The sequence below is a fragment of the Streptomyces torulosus genome, from assembly GCF_001419765.1.
Classification (GTDB): domain Bacteria; phylum Actinomycetota; class Actinomycetes; order Streptomycetales; family Streptomycetaceae; genus Streptomyces; species Streptomyces torulosus.
In genome coordinates this window covers 1-20179 of record NZ_LIRK01000341.1, presented here as the reverse complement: position 1 = coordinate 20179, position 20179 = coordinate 1, and the positions used below count along the sequence as shown (strand labels likewise).

The window sequence follows — 20179 nt, the reverse complement described above, 5'->3', positions numbered from 1 at the left end:
GTGGGGGCGTCAGCCGGTGAAGCGCACGGTGTTGCGCAGCGTGCCGATACCGGAGATCTCGGTCTCCACGACGTCGCCGTCGGCGAGGAAGCGCTTGGGCTCCCGGGCCACTCCGACGCCGCCGGGCGTGCCGGTCAGCACGAGGTCGCCGGGGCGCAGCACGGTGAACGTCGAGATGTACGCGAGCAGGTCGGCGGCGTCGAAGACCAGCGTCTTCGTGGTGTCGCGCTGCGTCTGCTCGCCGTTGACCCGGCAGATCACCTGCAGGCCCGCCGCCGGGTCCAGTTCGTCGGGGGTGACGACCACGGGGCCGAGGGGGGTGGTGGCGTCCCAGGCCTTGCCCTGGAACCACTCCAGGGTGCGGTACTGCCAGTCGCGCACCGAGATGTCGTTCGCCACGGTGTACCCGGCGATCCCGGCCAGCGCGGTGACCCGGTCGGCGCGCCGCAGGGGGGTGCCGACCACGACGGCCAGCTCCGCCTCCCAGTCCACCTGGAGACCGGCCGGCAGCACGAGGTCGGCCTCGGGCCCGGTCAGGGTGTCCGCGTACTTCGGGAAGAGCGTGGGGTACGTCGGCAGCTCGCGGCCCGTCTCCCGGATGTGGTCGGCGTAGTTCAGGCCGCAGCAGATCACCTTGCCCGGGGCCGGCAGCGGCAGAACCGGGACGGCGTCGGCCAGCGCGTCCCCGGCCAGGCCGGCCACCCGCTGGAGGGGCACCGCGGCCAGCAGCGCCGACAGGTCGGCGGCCGGCAGCGCACGCCAGGTGGTCCCGTCCAGCACGGCGGCGCTGGTACCGGCGGCGTGGAGGACGGTCGATAGACGCATGGGTTCTTCCCTCTCTTCGGCGCGGTGCGCTCCTCGGGATATTTCATTATCCCCGCGAGCGTCATAAATCTGTCAATAGATGCTACGGTGTGGCCGCCAGACAGCACAGATCCGGCACAGACCCGGCAACGCCCCCGCAGGAGCTCTTCATGGCGACCAACTCGGCCCCGGTTCCGGTCAACCCCGCGTCCCTGCCCAAGCCCAGCGGATTCTCGCACGGCACGCTCAGCGGCAACACGCTCTACCTGGGCGGTCAGACCGCTCTCGACAAGAACATGAAGATCGTCACCGGCGGCATCGTCGAGCAGTTCCGGCAGGCGTTCGGCAACGTCCTCGCCACGCTGACGGAGGCCGGCGGCATCCCGCAGGATCTGGTGAGCATCACGATCTACCTCACCGACATCCCCGACTACCAGGCGCACGGCAAGGAGATCGGGGCGGTGTGGCGCGAGCTGGCCGGGCCGGTCTACCCCGCGATGGCCGGCATCGGCACCACGGGCCTGTGGCAGCCCGAGGCCCTGATCGAGATCGTCGGCGTCGCGGTCATCCCCGACGAGCGCCTCGTGCGGCCCGCCACGGCCTGACCCCCCGTGCGGGCGAACGGCATCCGCCCGTCGCCCGCACGCCAGAACGGCATGCGCCCTGGGCGCCGCCGGAGAGGACGAGAACCTCTCCCCGGTGGCGCCCAGGGCGTCTTCGCGAGGCCGGACGGCGATGTCAGTTCCCGCGGGAGCGCCGGCCCCGGCGCAGCAGCTGCTGGGCGGCGAGGTGCCCGGAGCCGCCCCCCAGACCTGGGCCGGGGTGGGTCGAGGCGCCGATGTGCCACAGCCCGGGCACCGGAGTGGCGTGCCGGGAGGCGGCCGGCAGCGGGCGCCACAACAGGTTCTGGTCCAGCTCGGCCGAGCCGCCGTACGGATCGCCGGCGACCGCGTTGGGGTTGGCCGCCAGCAGGTCGGCGGGGCTGACCACGTCGACGGCGAGCACCTTGTCCGGCAGATCCGGGGCGTGCCGCGCGATCCGGGCGATCACCCGGCGGGCGTACCCCTCCGCCAGCTCCTTCGTCCAGCCGCCGGACACGTCCAGCTCCTCCCCGGCGTCCCCGGCCGGGGCGAAGGGCAGCTCCTGGAGCTGCAGCCAGAGCGCCGCGCCGCCCGTCGGGACCCGGGAGGGGTCCAGCACGTGCTGCTGTCCCACGACGACCGTCGGCCGCCGCGGCAGCAGGCCCGCCTCCGCCTCGGCACAGGCGATCGCGGTGCTCGCCGAACCGTCGCTGAGATGCAGCAGCGGTACCTCGGCCAGCCGGTCGTCGTTCCAGGTCAGCGGGTCGGAGAGGGCGATGTGGAGCTGCATCGCGGCCCGGCCGTGACGGAACCGTCCGGCCTGCGCGCGGACCCGCGGGGCGACCGGGGCAGCGGCCGGCAGCAGCTCGCCGTAGAGCGCGGACGGGGTGACGGAGGCCAGCACGGCGCGGCGGGCCCGCAGGGTCTCGCCGCCGCAGACGACCCCGACGGCCCGTCCGTTGCCGTCGACCACGATCCGCTCCACGGTGCTGCCGGTCCGCACCTCCACCCTCAACTCGGCGAGCAGCGCCCGGAAGGCGTCCACGAAACGGCCGGCGCCTCCCTCCACCACCGGCAGGCCGAAGCCGTGCACGGTCGCGGCCAGGATCGGGAGCATCAGCGCGCCGGAGGCGTGGTCGGGCGACAGCCCGGCGTGCAGCAGCCAGGGCACCCACAGCAGGTCCGCCTCCTCCCCGCGGAACTCGCGGCGGCAGTAGGAGCGGCCGCTGGTGACCGTGTCCCGCAGCCAGGCCTCGGTACCGGCCAGCTTCTCCTGCCGCAGCAGCTTGACCGCGTGGCGCAGCACCTGCGGCGAACGCGGCTCGCTGCCCAGGAAGCCGCCGATCGCGTCGGCGTTGTCGAGGAAGCGCTGCAGCATCGCCAGGTAGGCGGCGCCGTCCTCCGGGTGCGTGAACGACGACGCGGTGGCCTCCGGATCGCGGTGGGCGAGGACGACCCGACCGTCGTCCGCGACGGTGCCGGTGACGTACGCGTCGGCGTTCAGGTAGTTCAGGCCGTGCCGGTGCAGGTCGGCGCCGAGCGTGGCGTACGCGGGGCCCGAGACGAACAGCGGGTGCCAGGAGGAGAACGTGTCGTGCAGGTATCCGGGGACGGTGCGTTCCTCGGTGGCGATGAAGCCGCCCAGTCGGTCGGCGCGCTCGACGAGGGCGACCGACCAGCCGGCCTTGGCGAGTTCGGCGGCGGCGACCAGGCCGTTCACCCCGGATCCGACGACGATGGCGTCGACCGTAGTGGGCATCTGTGCTCCTGTGGGTGTCGAAGGGGCGGGTCGGCGGCCCTGAGCCCGCCGACCCCTGCGGCGGCGCTCTCCGGCCGGGCGGAGCGCGCGTTCTCGCGGATCGGTACCCGGTACGGGCCGCAGTCGCGTCCGGACCGGCGTCGGGCACGGTCGCCGGCTCTCGGCCGGCCCGTCGCCGGAGGGTGCCCGGGCGCGGGCCCACCTGTGGCGTGCGCGCGCAGACGCGCGAGACTGCTCAGAAAATAAGCCCCACGGAAATGCCCGGCTATCCGCTGAGCGCAGCCGGCTGTCCATTTGACGTCCATTCCGAGATCGGCGTTGCGGGTGCTTCCCCGGCGGCCGTAATGTCCCGACCTCCGGAAACATCAACAGCCAGGAGGCGAAAAGCCGTTTCCGAGGAATTCGGCAGAGCATCGCGACGGACGAGATCCCTTTCAAGCCCCTCGCGGACAACGTGGACATGCGGGTGGTGCACGTCGACGAGGAGGCGGGATCCTGGACGGTCATGATCCGTACCCGGCCGGGCGGCGTGCTTCCGCGCCACCAGCACAAGACACCGCCGGCCCGCATTCGTTGCATGTGACGCCCGGCACAGGGCCACCCGGCGGTGACGCGGCGCGAGCGCGCGGACCGCACTTCCCCGTGGTGCTCCCGGGTTCTACTCTATGCAGAGGCAGTGCTGCCGCTGCTCCGTCATCCCTGTCGTCGGTGCGGGCCTCGGCTCCATCGGCGACGCCGTCCTCGGAGGTGCGACGTGACCGGGGTGCTGCTCCCGCTGGCCCGCCACCCGCAGTTGCACAGCTGCGATCTGGAAGAGACCAGAGCCGTGGTGGCGCAGGCGTTCTGCCCGCACGAACTGACCCTGGAGCATCCCAGGAGCCGTCTCGACGCCCGCTACCAGGCCGTCCAGATCGGCGGACTTGGGCTGCACTATCTGGACTACGGCACCGACGTACGGGTGGCCCCCGGCGAACTCGGCGACTTCTATCTGGTGGAGATCCCGCTGGGCGGAGTCTCCGAGATCAGCTCCGGCGGGCAGTGCGTCACGGCCGACCGCAACACGGCGGTCGTGCTGTCCCCCGCCCGGCCGATAGAGACACGGCGCTCGGCGGGCAGCCCCCAGCTCATCGTCCGCGTGGGCCGCAAGCCCCTCGAATCCCATCTGTGCCGGACGCTCAACCGGCCCGTCCACCAGCCGCTGTCCTTCGCGCTCGGACTGCCGCTGGACACCCCGGCCGGGCGCAGCCTGCTGAACCTGGTGATGCTGCTGCGCGGCGAGATCGAGAACGGCGGAGGGATGCTGAACGAGCCCCTCACCCTGGCCCGGATGGAGGAGCTGTTCATGACGCACCTGCTCTTGGGCCAGCCGAACACGCACAGCGAGGCACTGCACCGCGGTGAGCAGCCGGTCCCGCCGCAGGCGATCCGCCGGGCCAGGGAGATCATCGAGGCCCGCGCGGCGGAACCGCTGACGGTGGCGGACATCGCGGCCGAGGTGCACGTCAGCGTCCGGGTGCTGCAGGACGGCTTTCGCCGGTACGTCGGCTGCAGCCCGACCGAGCAGCTGCGCGAGACCAGGCTGCGGGGCGCCAACGCTGCGCTCCTGGAGGCCGACCCGGAGACGGCCACCGTCACCTCGGTGGCCGTCCGCTGGGGGTTCCTGCACATGGGCCGTTTCTCGATGGAGTACGGCAGACGGTTCGGCGAGACCCCGTCCGCGACCCTGCGCAGGGCGCCGGGCGAGGCGGGCGCCGGACCGCGGGGCTGATCCGGATCCGGTCCTACGCCCACATCTGCGCGTAGGCATGCGAGCACACCTCGATGACCGTGCCCCATGGGTCCTCGCAGTAGGCGATGGAGTAGCCCTTGTCCGCGTCGATCACCACGGTCGGTGACCGCCGCCGACCGCCGTTCCCGGCGATCCGGTCGGCCAGCGCGTCGATGTCCCGGGCGGTCACCGCGAAGTGGTTGAGGCCCGTGCGCCAGAACTCGAAGGAATTCTCCCGCGGGGTCGTCGGCGGACTGTCGAACTGGAACAGCTCGACCCCGAGCCCGTCGGCGCCGCACAGGTGGGCGAAGCGGAACCGCTGGAATCCTACGCCGTAGATCTGCGCCGCCGCGACGGCCAGCGGAGTGCCGTCCTCGACCACCTCCAGCGGCCCGCGGAGCAGATAGAGACCCATCACCTCCTGGTACCACTCGATGGCGCGCGGCAGATCCGTGACCGTCGTCCCGACGTGCGAGAAAGCGCTCGGCTGAGATGCCATGATCTTCCCTTCCAGGGCAGTTCCGTGAGCGAGGCAAGCACACATTCGGGAAAGGTCAGGAGTCAAGAACTTTCGAATCTGAATCGCAATGAACTCGCTGTCCAGCGCAGATTGGATAGCGCTCGGCGTGCACGGGATAGCTGGCCTTGTTTCGCCGCATGTACGTTTCGGCGAAAATCCGGTGGCACACCAGGGAAAGGCCATCATTCATGCACGGTCCCATTGACGAAGGTGCCCAGCCCGGTTCCGAGGGCGGCGTTCGGGCTCAGATGGAGGATCACGCGCTGACCGCGGTCCCGGATGACGAGCGACGCTCGGGCTGGGGACTCATGACCAACACCGCGGGCATCGCCTCCACCCTGGTTCAGCTGGCCATCGGCGGCGGCGTCACCCTGATCGCGGGGGTCGGCTACGGCATCCTGGCTGGCGTGCTCGTCGCCGTCTTCGGCGGGATTCTCGGCTGGCTAGTCGGTCATGTCGCCTACCGGTCCGGCACGTCGAGCACGGTCACCGCCCGGTTCTACGGGCTGGGACTGCGCGGCTCTGCGATCGCCTCGCTGATCTTCGCGTTCATGATCCTGGGCTTCCTGGCCCTGGAGAACGCGCTCCTCTACTACGGCACCCTGTTCATGTTCGGCTGGTCGCCCACCACAGCCAACGCCATCGTCATCTACGGCGTGCTGACGCTGGCGTGGATCGCCCTGACGGCCTTCGGCCTCAAGGTCGTCCAGGGCACGTCGATGGTGCTGCTCGTCGCCTTCGTGGTCCTCACGGTGGTGATGGCCGGACTCGCGCTGGCGAAGTCCGACACCAGCCTCTCCCAGCTGATGTCGGCCGGCCCGGTCGTGCCCGGCTACGGCGGACAGGGGGAACGGTTCACCGCCGTGCTGTCGATCCTCGCCGGATCGGCCGGCGCGCTCGCTCTCGTGGACGCCGACTTCGCCCGCTACGCGAAGTCCGGCCGGGACGTGGGCATCCTCGCCGTCGGCGGCGCGATCATGATCGACGTGCTCGTCGTGGTGCTGGGCACCATCATCATCCACGCGGGCTCCAGCGTGGTCGGCGACTACCTCACCGCCCACCCCGCCACGGCCGCGACCCAGCAGGGCACCGGCATCGCCGACAAGGTCGCCTGGATGGTGAACAACAACTCGGGCGCCTACTTCGTGGTGCTGGCCGGCTTCATCGGGTTCCTGCTGATGTATGTGGCCCAGGCCAAGGCGCAGGTCCTGAACACCTACAGCGGTTCGCTGGCCCTGTCCAACCTATTCAACAGCCTGACCGGACGCACCGTCGGCCGGGTCGTGATGGTCGTCGTCGGAAACGTCATCGGTCTGGTCATGGTGGCGGGCGACATCCTCGGGCTGATCAACAGCTACCTGGGGATCCTCGGCGTCACCACCATGGCCCTCGCCGGGGTGATCGTCGCCGACTTCTTCATAGTCAGGCGGGGCCACAAGGCCGAGGCCGACCAGCTGGAGGCCGTCAACTGGGCGGGCGTCATCTCTGTCCTCGCCGCTGCCGGCACCGGCGGGGCGCTGCAGGAGACCGACGTGACCCAGCTGGGCTTCCTCATCTCGCTCGCCATGGTCCTGGTGCTGTACCCGCTCCTGAGAACCAGCGTCCTGAGACCGTCCACCACCGTCCCGGCGGGCCCCGGCCACGGCCGGGCGCCGGTCGGGTCGGCGCCCGGGCGGTAGCCGGAGCCGGTCGGTCCGTGGCGGACCGTGGACTCACAGAGTCCCGGGTACCCTCGCCACGGGCCGGCGCGCGGCATGCACCTCTCCGCGCCGATGTGATGTGGATCACCCATAGGAGGTGCCGACGTGCCCGCCGAGTATGGGCCGTGGGGTCTTCCGCCGCTGGCAGCGAGACGGCACCTGGCAACAGATCTTCACCACCCTCCAGGCCCGGGCGGATGCGAAGGACCTGATCACCTGGGACATCAACGTCGACCCCACAATCGCGCGGGCCCACCATCACGCTGCCGGGGCGGCGGCGCAGGCCCGCGAGCCCGCTGCCGGCTCGCCATCGGCCTCGTGCTCGGTCCGTTCCGTCTGGCCCGTGGCGTCGTGACGCCGGCCCGGCCGCGAGTCAGGCGGCCGTGCCGAAGCCGGCGGCCAGGTCCTGCTTGCGCAGCGGGGTGAAGTCCACGTCCTATCGCCACCCACAGGCAGCGGCGCGTCAAGAAGCAGCAGACGGCTGATCTCAAGGCGGGTAAGCGGGTGATTCGCGAGCGCTTCGGAGTCGACCCGGACACCTGTACCGGCGACCACGCGTGCATCCGGATCTCCGGTTGTCCGTCCCTCACGATCACCGACAACCCCGACCCGCTGCGGACCGACCCCATCGCTACCGTGCTGGACAGCTGCGTCGGGTGCGGGGTCTGCGGCGCCAACGCGCACGCCGCCGTACTCTGCCCGTCCTTCTACCGGACGGACGTCGTCCAGAACCCCACCAAGCGGGACCGAATCCTTGCCACGGTGCGAACCCGTTGGATGGCTCTGCTGTCCAAGGGGCTCGAGAACCGCGCGGCACGCTACGAGGCGGCAGTCTGATGACCACAGCACAGTTCAAGGGCACCCACAGCACCACATGGCGCGACGGAGAGCGGCCCATCACCCTGGCGATCCTGGCTATGGGTGGGGAAGGCGGCGGCGTGCTGGCCGACTGGATCGTCGAGGTGGGTGAGCACGCCGGCTGGGTATCGCAGAACACCTCGGTCGCGGGTGTCGCCCAGCGCACCGGCGCCACGGTCTACTACGTCGAACTCCTGCCGCCGCCCTCCGACGGCGTTCCCGAAGGCGGACGGACCGAACCGATCCTGAGCCTTTTCCCCGCACCCGGCGAAGTGGACATCGTCATCACCTCCGAACTCATGGAGTGTGGCCGTGCCGTACAGCGTGGCTTCGCCACACCGGACCGCACGACGCTGATCACATCGACCAACCGGGTGTACTCGGTCGACGAGAAGATCGCGCTGGGCGATGGCCGGGTGGACGGCGAAGAGCTCTTCGCCGCCGCGCAGCGCGCCGCCAAGGTTCTGGTGGCCGCCGACTTCGCCCGTGTGGCCGATGACGCCGGGAGCGTCATCAGCGCCTCCCTCTATGGCGCACTCGCCGGATCCGGTGCCCTGCCGTTCACCCGGGAGCAGTTCGAGGCGCCGATCCGGTCCTTCCCCAAGGCGGCGGAGCGGTCACTCAAGGCCTTCGCCGCCGCCTACGCGGAGGCCACGAGCCAGGTGGCCGCGGAAAAGACGCCGGCCGCCGAACCGCCGGCCGCACCCCCGGCCCGCCGGGGAGAACCGGTGCCGGTGACGATCGGGCGCCGCCGCCCGGAGACCGCCGAGGACCGCAAGCAGGCCGCCGAGCGCGAACGCAACCGGATCGCCTCGGCCGCCCCGGCCTCTCTCGTCGGACCGGCGTTGACCGGCCAGGCCGAGCGGGCCGCCGAACTGCCCGCGGCGGTCCGTTCCACGGTGCTGCACGGAGTGGTCCGCACCGCCGTGTACCAGAGCCCCGAGTACGCCGACCAGTACCTCGACCGGGTGAGGGCAGTCGCGGACGTGGATCCGGACCGCGACGGCGACGCTGCGCTGACGTGTGAGGCCGCACGGCATATCGCCCTGTGGATGTGTTACCAGGACACCATCCAGGTCGCGGCGCAGAAGACCAGGCGCGGGCGTATGGAGCGGGTACGCAAGGAAGCGAAGGCCGGGGAGGGCCAGCTGATGCAGGTGCGGGAGTACCTGCATCCACAGGTGGAGGAGATCACTGACACCGTCCCCGCCGGACTGGGAGCCAGGCTTCTGCGCTCGAAGCTCTTCGAGCGACTCGTGCACGCGGCCACCCACCGCGGCATCGTGCTCAACACGACGTCCATCACCGGCTACACGGCGCTGGCGGTGCTGGCCCGGCTGCGCCCGCTGCGGCCGAGGTCACTGCGGTTCGTCCGGGAGCAGGAATCGATCGACGCGTGGCTGAACCTCGCTGTCTCCAGGGCTGCGGAGAATCCCGCACTGGCGCGCGAGATCATCGAATGCCAGCAGGTCCTGAAGGGCTACGGCGCCACCTACGCTCACGGAGGTGAGAGCTTCGACCTGCTGATCGACGCTGCCCGCGACCTGCCGACCGCGGACGGCTCCGCCGAACGGCTGAAGCACCTCCGTGCCGCAGCCCTCGCGGACGAGGACGGGGCGAAGCTTCGCGCCGAACTCGCGGCGCGGCCGAGCTTGATCGGCTGACGAGGGTCCGGTTTCGCCCGCACGGCCGTCACCCCGGCATCGCCCCCGGGGTGACGGCCGAGCTGCTTATCCGCGCAAAGTGGTGGAAGGGCTCTCGCCGAACCGGGTGCGGTACTCGGAGGCGAACCGGCCCATGTGCACGAAACCGTGCGCCAAGGCGATGGACGTCACCGATGTCCCGGATTCGGCGGCGCGCAGTTCGCGACGAACGGCGTCGAGTCGGCACGCCCGCAGGTATGCCATCGGAGTGCTGTCGAGTTCACGGCGGAAGGCCTCCTGGAGCGTCCGCACACTGACTGCCAGCGCCTCGGCGACGTCGCCCACGGTGAGAGGCTCGGTGTGGTGGTCCTGGATGAGGGCGCAGGCGCGCCTGATGAGCCGACTCGGAGGCCGGTGCGCTGCCGGGGAGGACAGTTCATCGCTGTAGTTGTGCCGGTAGGTGACCAGCAGCTGCCCGACCAGTGCCTCCTCGAAACGACGGGCGACCGACGGGTGGTCGAGCAGGGAGGAGTCCCCGGCGTGGGCGAGTTCCTCAGCGAAGAAGTCGACCCCGCGTCGCCATGCACGCGCCTGCGGCGTGGTGGTGGATGCGCCGAGCTCGAACCGTACCGGCTCCTCCGGCGCGTGTCCCAGCAGCCGCTGGAGCTCACGCTCCACGCTGCTGCGCTGGACGTAGAAGAGCCGGTGCGGTGTTCCCGCGGACCACTCCTTCTCGAAGGGCTCCTGGGGCGAGATCACCACGGCCGTTTCGGCGGTGGCGAACACGCTCCGGCCTGCGTGCCTTACTACGCCGGAGCCGCAGTAAGGCATCTGCACCAGGTAGAAGGATGAAAGCGGCTCGGGTTGTACCAGGACCGGGCCGCCGTAGTCGAGGTCCACGACTCCCACATCGCCGAGCTTGCGCGCAGCAAGACGGAGCGTCACCATGTGGTCGGCTTGCGGGGTGAGGCGGTGGGGGCTGAGGATCCGGCCGACCTCCACGCGCGCGTGTTCGACATCGTTCGTGCTGAACGTCACCGAATCCATGGTGTCTCCCTGAAGGGGGCTGGACTGGCCGACCACACTCAGCGAGGGTGTATCGGTCGTGAAGAGGAGTTGACGAAAGCCTGAAAATAAGTGTAGGCGCGGCATCGCCACACGCTTCGACAAGGCACCCGAGAGCTACCTCGTCGGCCTCGAACTCCGTGCCTCGATGATCTGGCTCGAAGAACTGTTGCGAACACCCGATTGATCACGACATCACACAGGCCCTAGTGTCCTGGCACATGCCGTTCGACCGACCACCGCGGACACCGCCGGCGGTAACGACCTCGGGGGAAATAGTGATCGCCCCGGTCGGGCCGTGATATGAGAAGGACCGCACGGGTTGGGTGAGTTGTGAAGCTGACCGGTCTGTTCCCATCCTGCCCTGTCCGGTGTCTCCCGCGCACATTTCGGCGAATTGTTCGCCGAACTCGCCGGACCGTGGGAAGTGGCCCGCCAGTCCGCGCTGCGTGCGGCACGCGGTGGCCCGCGCCGGCGGGCGGAAGGGGCTAGTAGGACTCCGTTAGGTCTTTGGGTTCGGCCTGTTCCTGGACATGTTGGATGGATGGACGCACATGAAGTGAACCGTGTCCGGGCGAAGTTGGCGTTGTACGTGGCTGATGTGTTCGCCTCGGTGCCACGCAAGGACCAGCGGGCCAAAGGCGACTGCTACCTGCGGGGACTGATGTCGGACGGCCGCCGCAAGTCGATCCAGGCCATGGCCGCGCGGCTGCCGGACGGCAACGAACAGAACCTGCAGCAGTTCGTGAACCAGTCCACCTGGGACCCGGTGCCGGTACAGCGGCGGATCTGCGAACGCATGCTGCCGATGATCACCCCGACTGCCTGGGTGATCGACGACGTGTCGCTGCCCAAGGACGGAAGAGTGTCGGTCGCCGTGGCCCCGCAGTACTGCGGGGCTCTGGGCAAACGCGCCAACTGCCAGGTCGCGGTCAGTGTCCACGCCGCCAGTGACACGGCCTCCTGCCCGCTGCAGTGGCGGCTGTTCCTGCCCAAGGAGTGGGCGGCGGACACCGACCGCAGGACCGTCACCCGCATCCCGCCCGAGGTCACACACCGCGAGAAGTGGCGGCTGGCGTTGGACATGCTCGACACGCTGGCCGACTGGGGCATGAGGCCGCCCGCTGTCGTGGCCGACGCCGCCTACGGCACCAACGCCCACCTGCGGGCCGGCCTGACGGACCGCGGAATCGACTACATGCTGGCCATCCGCGCGGACGTGACCGCCCACCCATTCGACGCCCAACCGGTAGCCCCGGATCGTAAGGGCCCCGTCGGCTGCTGGCCCCAGCCCCGTTACCGCCAGCCCGCACCCTCGGTGACAGCCCTTGCCACCGATCTTGGACAGGAAGCATTCACCTCCCTCACCTGGCGGCAGGGCTCACGCGGCGAGTTACGTTCCCGCTTCGCTGCCGTGCGCGTCCGTCCTGCCGGTAACGCCGTCGAGCGTCCGATCCGGGCCGCCGCCTCAGCCGAGCAGGGCTGGTGGGACGGCATCCTGCCCGACTGCTGGCTACTGATCGAGTGGCCCGAAGAGGCCAAGGCTCCCACCGACTACTGGCTGTCCAACCTGCCGGCCGACACCCCTGTCGTCGATCTGGTCCGTCTGGCCAAGATCCGCTGGCGCATCGAGCACGACTACCGCGAACTCAAGCACGGCCTGGGCCTGGACCACTTCGAAGGCCGGTCCTGGCCCGGCTGGCACCACCACATCACCCTCGTGACCGCAGCCCATGCCTTCCTCACCGAACAACGTCTGGCCCCAAAAGCACCCGCGCCGGGCTCACTCTCTACCAGACCCTCGACGCCCTCCAAGACGTCCTGAGGTGCTGGACCGGCATCTGCACCACCTGCCAACAGCCCCTGCCCAGCAGGACATACAGAACATCAAGATCGAGACAGACCTAACGGAGTCCTACTAGGGCTCAAGCCGAAGCTGGTCTTTTCCGACCGGCTGCTGGTCACCCTGGTCCTTTTGCGCCACCAGTTGCCGCACGCGGTCCTCGCCGAACTCTTCGCCGTGGACCGTTCCACCGTCTCCGAGGCCGTCCGGCAGGTCCGTCCGCTCCTCGCGGCCCGCGGGTTCGCCGTACCCGACCGGGTGGGACTGCGGCTGAAGACCCTGGAGGACGTCTTCGCCCATGCCGAGGCCGCGGGCGTCGAGTTGCGGATGGACGGGGCGAGACCCAGGTCCGCCGCCCTCAGGCGGGACGCCCGGGCCACCGGGCGTTCGTCTCCGTCGAGCGCAGGCAGAACACCATCGAGACCACCACGTTCAGCGGCGGCCAGGGCCGCATGCACGAACAGACCGCCTTGCGCACCGAGGGCATCGCCGAGCAGTTCCGCACCATCCCACGGTCAGGGCCCAGGTCGACTCCGGTACCAGGGGCTGGCCAAGGAGTTCCCCGACCAGGTCAGTGCACCGCCGAAGAAGCCCGCGGACGAGGCGTGCGACGGTGACAAGTACATCTGACAGGAGGCCAGGCGCCGCCAGTGCTCGGCCCGGATCTGCGTCGAGCACACCAACGCCGAGCTCCCACCGTGATCAAGAAGATGGGCTACCGGTGGCAGCTGCGGCACCGGATGGCCGAGCAAGGCATGTTCCAAACCTCGGATCGGCGCTGTCACGTTGTTGGGTGGGCGGTGTCTGAGCCCGGATCCACCGGGCTGACGTCTGTGGACAACTTCTCCGGGAACGAGGAAGAGCCTTGTGACCTGCGATGATGGGAGTTCTTGAGGCTTCCGGCACGCACGATGACAAGGCTCTTCCGAGATGCAATCTTCCCATGCCGCCGTCCATGTCTCCGCACTCTTCGATGAGCCGACTCTGATCGCGGATGCGGGGCTGCTTCCGCTGGTCGCGCTCGCCGAACGGGTCGGCCTGCCCGCTCTGGCCGCCCAGGTCCGCATCGAGGCGGCCGACAACAGCGGCGGCGCGCATCCGGCGGCCATCCCCCTCCGTCACTCCCCGGTCGGTGGTCGCCGCTGCGGAGGAGACGTTGTCGATGGTGCTGTCGGACGGCGCACCGACTCCCGAGACAGGAGGCCGGGCGACGGCCGAGGCGGAGGGGACTCACGACGCGGCCTCCTCGGCAGCCAGGTCCAGCTCGAACCAGACCGTCTTGCCCGGCCCCGGCGCGGAGCTGTCCGTTCCCCATCGCGTGACCAGGGAATCGACCAGGTGCAACCCGCGGCCGCCCTCCTCACCCGCGGACGGCGGCCGCGGATGAGGCTGCTCGATCGAGGCGTCCTCCACCTCCACCCGCAAACATCCGTGCCCATGCGTAGCCCGTACGGAGAATCGGAGCGCCGGCTTGCTTCCGCACCCGTGGACCATGGCGTTCACCATCAGCTCCTGGGTGACGAGCATGACCGTGTCAGCGCATTCGGACAGCCCGGAGCGCTGGAGCAGCGTGCCGAGCTGATGACGCGCTCCGGCGACGGCCTCCGCCTGCGCAGGGATCTCGATCACCATCTGGAAGTCACGGGTCCGACAGGTCGGCGTGCTGTCACTTTCGGACGGAGGGGCGATCGCTTCCCGGCCGCCGCGCACCACCGAAATGGTGCGCACCCCACGAAGGCCGCCCATCGGGTACTGCACGTTCATCAGCTGCCCTTCCCGGCCCCGCAGGGGCCAATTCCGGTCACCGTCCGAGCTCGTGGGCATGACGTGGCCGATTCCGGTACGCCGCCTGGGTGTTGGAGGAATATCGTCTTCACGAGACAACCGCGTGCCAGGGCCGGTGGGAATGCAGGCAGGCTCGGCAAAGCGATGCACGTGATGCAAGATCGTTTCGGGGACGGGGGCGCACACCCATGGGGCGCACACGCAACACCCGGCTGGAAGCCGTCATCCAGGAATGGGGCGTGTCGCAGCGGCAACTGGCCGCTCGCTTCCGGGCTGTTGCCGCGGAGAACGGTGCAACTGAACTCCTGCGCTACGACCAGTCCCGCATCGCCCGCTGGATCGGCGGCGCCATCCCGGAGGGCCGCGCAGGGTGCTGTCGGAGACGGGACGTGGGAACACCGGCCGCCAGTGGTACTGGAGTTGCTCAGCCTCCAGGACATTCCTCGCGCCGATCACGATCGCGCAGACCAGCTGGACCAGCGCCGTGCCCCGATCCCGCCAGCCCGGCCCGGCGTCCTTCGGCAACGCCGCACTCAGCTCGGTGGCAAGTCCCACACGATCGGCGACCTTCCGCAAGCACCACGCCCGCGTGGCCGGTCAGGTTCTTGCCGTTGGCCCGCACGGCGAGCCGGTGATCCCATTCGGTAGCCTGCACCTGTTGGGTGCCTCTTCTCTGCGACGGTTTTGATCTAGGAAGTCCAGATCATCGCAGGTCGGAGGCACCCTTCTGCTGTCGGGGCGTCAGCTCAAGGGTTCAGCTGAATACATGAGGTCAACTGGCCGCCCGTGGGGACTCTTGCTAGCCACTGACAACCACCTACCAACTCGCCGGTCACTGTAGGCTCATCCGGTGGCGGGTAGTGAGGCGATGCCGTGAAATCCGCCGCGGTAGAACAGCAGCGGCTCGCCACGGTGCGCCTCCAACTGGCTCATCTCCAATACCCGGCCGACGACGATGTGGTGGTCGCCCGCCTCGTGCTCGGCATCGATCTCACAGTCGAGCCACATCAGGCTCTCAGTGAGGACGGGGTTACCCGTCCCGGTGCCGGTGTGCGCCACTCCGCCCCAGCGATCGATGCCCTTCCGGGCGAAAGCGGAGGCGACCTTGTGGTGGTTGTCGCCCAGCACGGATACGGCGAACCGCCCGGTTTCCCGGATCATTGGATAGGTGGTCGAGGTCTGGGCGACGCTGATCGAAATGAGCGGCGGGTCCAGGGATACGCTGTGGAACGACTGGCAGGTGAACCCGAGACGCTGTCCGTCAGCCGCGGTCGCGCCGATCACCACGACACCGGAGGCGTAGCGTCCCAGTGCGTCGCGGTACGCGCGAGGGTCGATGGCGCCGGTCACGGGATCATCGCCCCCTCGGCCAGGCGGGCGATCTGCCCGATCGTCTGGGCGTAGCGTGCGGCGGCTTCGTCAGCAAGCGTGTCCAGGCGGTCCATTGACGAGGTCACGAAGTACCATCCGCGTCCCGGCACCACGGCGCCGAGCTCGGTGAGCAGTGGGGCGAGGTGGGTGTCGACGCCCATCGAGTGGCCGAGGTCGGCACCGGTCATCACCGGGATCGCCGTCACCCCGGTCAACGCTCCTGCGGCATAACGGTCCAGGAATGCCTTCAGCAACCCGGTGTAGGTGGCCTTGTAAGTCGGGCTCGCGATCACCACAAGATCGCTGCCGGCGACGCGCTCGTTCAGCGCCGACATCACCTCGGACGGCCACTCGAAGATCTGCGCGGAGTACTCGGCCAGGTCGATGACGTGCCGGTCCGCGTCGTCCTTCACCAGACGATCGAGCAATGCTTCGGCGACCTGCCGGGTACGCGAAGCGGGCTTCGGATTTCCGACGACGATGGTGGTTCTCATAGCTGCTCCGTTCGGCCCCGGAGGACCTCGGCTTCGACGGTCGTCACGGCAGCGGCCCAGGGGATGAGTTGCGGTGACGATCTGCCTGCAGCTGGTACGAGGTCTTCTGGCTCGTACAGCCCCGCACCAGCTCATGGTGCGGGCCACGTCTTGGCGTGGATTCGCCGTCACGTTAGCGCGCTGTTCGCAGTTCCGTCAACAAAGCGATGGGCGCCGATTAACACCTGAGTGTTATGGCCTGACCGGTGTTCGTGCGCCGATACTCTTAATCAGCTGCGATCGGGAAATGACAAAGCTTGATATCTCCGATATGAGAAATGTGGTCACCGTGAACGACAACACCGTCAAGTCGAACCCCATTCGGGACTCGGCCAACAAGCTCAAGCTGAGCATCTTCGGCGTGAACGGCACAGGTGCTTCTTTCACGCATCATCCTGACCGGTTCTCCGGTGACTGGGGCGCTATCACCCGATTGGCCAAGAGGGCGGACCAGTTGGGCATCGAAGGATTCGTGTCGGCGTCACGCTGGCGCGCTTTCGGTGGTGACGGGCACTACTCGGGTGATTTCATGGAGACTTTCACCTGGGCGGGTGCGATCGCCGCGATCACCGAGCGGATCAGCATCATCAGCACGATCCCGATTTCTCTGCTCAATCCGGCCTTCGTCGCCAAGGCCGAAGCGACGGTCGACATCATCTCCAACGGTCGCGCCGGGATGAACCTGGTCTGCGGCTGGTTTCCGCCCGAGTTCGATCTGTTTGGCGTCGAGATGCAGGAGCACAACGACCGCTACGGTTACGCCGACGAGTGGATGGAAGTGTTCGACCGGCTCTGGTCGGCGGATTCGAGTTTCGACCTGAAGAACGCGCACTTCGACGTCAAGAACGCCCTCTCGCAGCCTCGCCCCTTGCAGTCGCGTCCGGTTCTGTTGAACGCCGGTGGTTCGCCGCGTGGCCGCCAGTTCGCCGCCCAGCACGCCGAGGTGGCTTTCACCATTCCCGACGATCCGGATCCCCGGGCGGTCAAGGCCAGGGTCGCCGAATATCGCGAAGAGGCGCGGCAGAAGTTCGGCAAGGAGATCCAGATATGGCTTTCTGCTTACGTCGTCCAGAAGGACACCACCGCCGAAGCTGAGGCGTACGCACAGGACTACATCGTGACACAGGGCGACGATATCGCCGTCGCGGACCTGATCGAGGCCAACATTCCGAACGCCAAGACGATGCCTCCGGAGAAGATGGCGGAAATGTCGTACGAGTTCAAGGCCGGATACGGCGGCTACCCGCTGGTGGGATCGGCCAGCGACATCGCGCACCGTATGTCGGAGCTGTCCGAAGCCGGCGTCGACGGTCTGATGCTGATTTGGCTGGACTACGAGAACGGGCTGGAGAAGTTCGCCAGCGAAGTGCTGCCCCGGCTCGAGGAGGCCGGCCTGCGAGCGCCGGCCACCCCGGTGTGACGGGGCGGCCGAGGATCCCTGTTGAAAGCAACGGGACGTTCCTTTCAACAGCGGCGTTCGTTCCGGAGCTTGTCAGGTGTGCTGCTGTAGGTAGCGCAGGGCTTCGAGCCGCGAGCGCACGCCGAGCTTGTGGAAGGCGTGCCGCAGGTGCTGCTTGACCGTGTTCACCGCGATGCCGAGTTCGGCGGCGATCTCCGCGTTGATCAAGCCGTCCGTGGCGAGCGCGAGAACCTCGCGCTCCCGCTCGGTTAGCGTCCCGTGGGCACCGGGGGACGGCGCGGTGCCGGCCCGCGCCGTCCCCGACAGATCGACGGTGTCGACGTCGTGGTCCGGCCCGAAGCGCCCCATGATCACCGCCCCTGGTGCGCACTGGTCGTACGCAGCCGCGTTCGACAGGCCGATCGAGAGAAACCTGGACAGCCGGTGCGCCAGGTCCTGCTCCTGGGGGGTGAACCGGGGACGCCCGGCCCGCCGGGCCAGGGTCGCCGTGCCGACGGGCCGCCCCTGGGCGACGAGCAGCGCGAAAAGGCAGTGCTCGAAACCGTAGCCGGCCAGGACCCGCCCCACCGGTGAGCGCAGGTGGTCGGCGGGGCGCCCGTGCAGCAACGCGTCGTGCACTGGGAACCGCGACGTGCTCGACCGCTCGAAGTACGGGTTCGTCGGCCCTGCGATGGTCTCGAACTCGAGGAGCATCTGCACCGGCGCGCCGGTGACGGTCGCCATCCGGCCCCGGTAACGGCGGTCGATCAGGTGGATCGCCCCCGAGTCGCAGCGCAGCAGGCGGACCAGTTCGGGGAGCGTCCGCCGCTGCACCGTGACCGGTTGCAGTGATCCGCAGGCGAGCTCGCCGAACCGGGCCACTTCGCGCCAGTCGATACCCGTCATCGTCCGTGCTCCTCCCGAGGTCGGCCGGGTCACGCCCGTTCCACTCTATAGTCCAAATATGACGGACGTAGCCGAAGCGGCAGTCATTCCACTCAGTGCCCGAAGGCCTCCTGCAGCCACCAGGCCCCGCCGTCCGAGGTGATCTTGGCGTCGATCACCAGCGGTCGCCGGGGAGAAGAGGATAGCCAGGCCTTGACGGCAGAGAGATCGTCGGCCGATCGCACGGTCAGGCCCTCGCAGCCGTGTCCCCGTGCCAGCACGGCGAGATCACTCTCAGGGAAGGTGACGTTGTCCAGGCCCGCCGTTCCGGATCCGAAGTGGTGCACCTCCGCGCCGTACATCGCGTCGTTGTGGACGACGACCAGCAGGGGGAGTCCGAGGCGCACCGCCGTTTCCAGTTCGGACAGTCCCATCAGGAACCCACCGTCGCCGAGGGCCGCGACGGGGAGGAGGCCGGGCTGGGTCAGCGCGGTGCCGATGGCGGTCGCCAGGCCCAGTCCGACCGACTGGAACGCCTGGGTGAAACAGAACCCGTATTCGTCCGGCAGGTCGAGGTACATGCTGGGGTACCCGAGGAAGTTGCCGGAGTCCACCGACACGGTCCGCTCGGCCGGCAGCAGCTGGTTGAGATTCGACGATAGTGTGCGCGGATCGATGCGGTCCTCGGTGGAGGCATCGTCGAGCGGAAGCTGGTTCCAGCTCAGACTCGTGCGGATGCGGTCGCCGATCTCCGGCCGCCGGTAGCCGACCCGCGGCTCCGACCCGCCGGACCGCAGCAGGTCGGTGGCCGCGCGGGCGGTTTGCGCGACTCCGCCCCACAGCCCGAGGTCGACGCCGCGGTGCCGACCGATCGCCGCCGGGTCCAGATCCACCTGGACCAAGCGTGTGTCGGCTCCGATCAGTGCTCCATGACGCGTCGTCCACATGTTCAGCGCGCACCCGAACGCGACGAGCAGGTCAGCCCGCGAAATCAGCTCCACGGTCAGTGGCGAGGCGAACCCCCGAGACATCGATACTCCAGGGATCGTCGTGGAACAGGCCACGACTCACCGCCGACGTGGCCAGCAGCGCCCCGGCCTGGTTCCCGAGTTCACGGACCGCCTCGCCCGCACCGGGAGACCGTCCACCGCGGCCGACGATGAACACCGGCCGCGATGCCTCACTGAGCAGCCGGCCGAACGCCTCCAGCGGTCCGGGGGCCGGCTGGGGCGCCTCGACCGCAGCCGGTATCTTGCCGCACTCTTGTGGCGGCAGCTCCAGCTCCTGGGTGTCGATCGGGACGTTGAGCACCACGGTCCGCCGCTGCTGTGAGCAGATGGCTAACGCTCGGGCCACATCCCGCAGTGCCGACCGCGGCGAACCCACCCGCAGCGGCACGGCGCCGACCGGCGGCGAGCCCAGGCTGGTCGATGAAGAAATTGGAGGCCGGGTCGTTCGCCTCGGCGGTCAGCACCAGCAGTGGGGTCCGGGTCTTGGCCGCTTCGGTGATCCCGGTGAGCGCGTTGGTGTAACCGCAGCCTTGGTGCAGCGACAGCACAGCGACCTCGCCCGACATGCGCGCGTAGGCATCGGCCATGGTCGCCGCGCCTCCTTCGTGGCGTGCGGCCACGAATCGGGCTCCACCGGCTATTGATCCGAAACGGT

20 protein-coding genes and 1 pseudogene are annotated in these 20179 nt (G+C 69.0%); 10 read left to right on the top strand and 11 right to left on the bottom strand.

Going from position 1 to position 20179, the window contains the following annotated elements; genetic code table 11:
* Window positions 1–9 precede the first annotated feature (9 nt).
* Window positions 10–825 carry a fumarylacetoacetate hydrolase family protein gene (locus AOK23_RS23390; RefSeq protein WP_055714632.1) on the bottom strand — a complete coding sequence of 272 codons (816 nt, stop codon included), beginning with the start codon at window positions 823–825 and terminating at the stop codon, window positions 10–12.
* A gap of 149 nt (window positions 826–974) precedes the next feature.
* Here AOK23_RS23390 and AOK23_RS23385 point away from each other — a divergent pair, with 149 nt between their 5' ends.
* Complete coding sequence (locus tag AOK23_RS23385; protein ID WP_055714631.1) at window positions 975–1409, top strand: RidA family protein; 435 nt, start codon at window positions 975–977, stop codon at window positions 1407–1409.
* Window positions 1410–1542: 133 nt separating this feature from the next.
* On the opposite strand, the gene AOK23_RS23380 is transcribed toward AOK23_RS23385, so the two are convergent.
* Window positions 1543–3144, bottom strand: a complete 1602-nt coding sequence (locus AOK23_RS23380) for a phytoene desaturase family protein (RefSeq protein ID WP_055714630.1) — start codon at window positions 3142–3144, stop codon at window positions 1543–1545.
* A gap of 364 nt (window positions 3145–3508) precedes the next feature.
* On the opposite strand from AOK23_RS23380, the gene AOK23_RS51985 reads away from it, so the two are divergent.
* Together AOK23_RS51985 and AOK23_RS23375 are read left to right on the top strand one after the other, a co-directional pair.
* Window positions 3509–3727, top strand: a complete 219-nt coding sequence (locus AOK23_RS51985; protein ID WP_420823736.1) for a cupin domain-containing protein — start codon at window positions 3509–3511, stop codon at window positions 3725–3727.
* 171 nt (window positions 3728–3898) lie between these two features.
* Complete coding sequence (locus tag AOK23_RS23375; protein WP_055714629.1) at window positions 3899–4912, top strand: AraC family transcriptional regulator; 1014 nt, start codon at window positions 3899–3901, stop codon at window positions 4910–4912.
* Between the two features lie 13 nt (window positions 4913–4925).
* On the opposite strand, the gene AOK23_RS23370 is transcribed toward AOK23_RS23375, so the two are convergent.
* On the bottom strand, window positions 4926–5411 hold the full coding sequence (locus tag AOK23_RS23370) for a VOC family protein (protein ID WP_055714628.1): 486 nt from the start codon (window positions 5409–5411) through the stop codon (window positions 4926–4928).
* A gap of 329 nt (window positions 5412–5740) precedes the next feature.
* Here AOK23_RS23370 and AOK23_RS23365 point away from each other — a divergent pair, with 329 nt between their 5' ends.
* The 4 genes from AOK23_RS23365 (at window position 5741) to AOK23_RS23350 (ending at window position 9654) form a co-directional block, all read left to right on the top strand.
* Window positions 5741–7111 (top strand): cytosine permease, encoded by a 1371-nt coding sequence (locus AOK23_RS23365; RefSeq protein ID WP_240496518.1) that lies wholly within the window; start codon window positions 5741–5743, stop codon window positions 7109–7111.
* Between the two features lie 139 nt (window positions 7112–7250).
* Window positions 7251–7487: a hypothetical protein gene (locus AOK23_RS23360; protein WP_206336270.1), complete on the top strand. Its 237-nt coding sequence runs from the start codon at window positions 7251–7253 to the stop codon at window positions 7485–7487.
* A 149-nt stretch (window positions 7488–7636) separates the two neighbouring features.
* On the top strand, window positions 7637–7969 hold the full coding sequence (locus AOK23_RS23355) for an indolepyruvate ferredoxin oxidoreductase subunit alpha (protein ID WP_055714627.1): 333 nt from the start codon (window positions 7637–7639) through the stop codon (window positions 7967–7969).
* Window positions 7969–9654 carry an indolepyruvate oxidoreductase subunit beta family protein gene (locus tag AOK23_RS23350; protein ID WP_079049642.1) on the top strand — a complete coding sequence of 562 codons (1686 nt, stop codon included), beginning with the start codon at window positions 7969–7971 and terminating at the stop codon, window positions 9652–9654. The genes AOK23_RS23355 and AOK23_RS23350 overlap by 1 nt, the downstream gene beginning before the upstream one ends.
* 66 nt (window positions 9655–9720) lie before the next feature.
* Here AOK23_RS23350 and AOK23_RS23345 read toward each other — a convergent pair whose 3' ends face one another.
* Window positions 9721–10680: an AraC family transcriptional regulator gene (locus tag AOK23_RS23345; protein WP_055714626.1), complete on the bottom strand. Its 960-nt coding sequence runs from the start codon at window positions 10678–10680 to the stop codon at window positions 9721–9723.
* A 562-nt stretch (window positions 10681–11242) separates the two neighbouring features.
* Here AOK23_RS23345 and AOK23_RS23340 point away from each other — a divergent pair.
* Entirely contained in the window at window positions 11243–12523 is a 1281-nt protein-coding gene (locus AOK23_RS23340; RefSeq protein ID WP_055714625.1) for an IS701 family transposase, read from the top strand.
* Between the two features lie 150 nt (window positions 12524–12673).
* Window positions 12674–13171 (top strand): transposase family protein, encoded by a 498-nt coding sequence (locus AOK23_RS45385; protein WP_338056507.1) that lies wholly within the window; start codon window positions 12674–12676, stop codon window positions 13169–13171.
* A 600-nt stretch (window positions 13172–13771) separates the two neighbouring features.
* Here the strand turns inward: AOK23_RS45385 and AOK23_RS45375 are convergent.
* From AOK23_RS45375 to AOK23_RS23320, 3 genes are all read right to left on the bottom strand, one after another.
* Window positions 13772–14305, bottom strand: a complete 534-nt coding sequence (locus AOK23_RS45375) for an ATP-binding protein (RefSeq protein WP_157878130.1) — start codon at window positions 14303–14305, stop codon at window positions 13772–13774.
* Between the two features lie 864 nt (window positions 14306–15169).
* Window positions 15170–15676 (bottom strand): flavin reductase family protein, encoded by a 507-nt coding sequence (locus AOK23_RS23325; protein ID WP_055714622.1) that lies wholly within the window; start codon window positions 15674–15676, stop codon window positions 15170–15172.
* The gene (locus tag AOK23_RS23320) at window positions 15673–16191 is read right to left on the bottom strand and encodes an NADPH-dependent FMN reductase (RefSeq protein WP_055714621.1); all 519 of its coding nucleotides are present in this window, start codon (window positions 16189–16191) and stop codon (window positions 15673–15675) included. The genes AOK23_RS23325 and AOK23_RS23320 overlap by 4 nt, the downstream gene beginning before the upstream one ends.
* 328 nt (window positions 16192–16519) lie before the next feature.
* On the opposite strand from AOK23_RS23320, the gene AOK23_RS23315 reads away from it, so the two are divergent.
* Window positions 16520–17650 carry an LLM class flavin-dependent oxidoreductase gene (locus tag AOK23_RS23315; RefSeq protein WP_206336269.1) on the top strand — a complete coding sequence of 377 codons (1131 nt, stop codon included), beginning with the start codon at window positions 16520–16522 and terminating at the stop codon, window positions 17648–17650.
* 72 nt (window positions 17651–17722) lie between these two features.
* Here AOK23_RS23315 and AOK23_RS23310 read toward each other — a convergent pair whose 3' ends face one another.
* From AOK23_RS23310 to AOK23_RS51980, 4 genes and pseudogenes are all read right to left on the bottom strand, one after another.
* The gene (locus tag AOK23_RS23310) at window positions 17723–18535 is read right to left on the bottom strand and encodes a helix-turn-helix transcriptional regulator (protein ID WP_055714619.1); all 813 of its coding nucleotides are present in this window, start codon (window positions 18533–18535) and stop codon (window positions 17723–17725) included.
* 92 nt (window positions 18536–18627) lie between these two features.
* Window positions 18628–19545 (bottom strand): thiamine pyrophosphate-dependent enzyme, encoded by a 918-nt coding sequence (locus AOK23_RS48930; protein ID WP_206336268.1) that lies wholly within the window; start codon window positions 19543–19545, stop codon window positions 18628–18630.
* Window positions 19493–19828 carry a hypothetical protein gene (locus AOK23_RS50145; protein ID WP_240496517.1) on the bottom strand — a complete coding sequence of 112 codons (336 nt, stop codon included), beginning with the start codon at window positions 19826–19828 and terminating at the stop codon, window positions 19493–19495. Before AOK23_RS50145 ends, AOK23_RS48930 begins: the two co-directional genes overlap by 53 nt.
* Before the next feature lie 151 nt (window positions 19829–19979).
* A pseudogene (locus tag AOK23_RS51980) lies at window positions 19980–20144 on the bottom strand (thiamine pyrophosphate-binding protein); the annotation flags it as partial.
* Window positions 20145–20179: the final 35 nt, after the last annotated feature.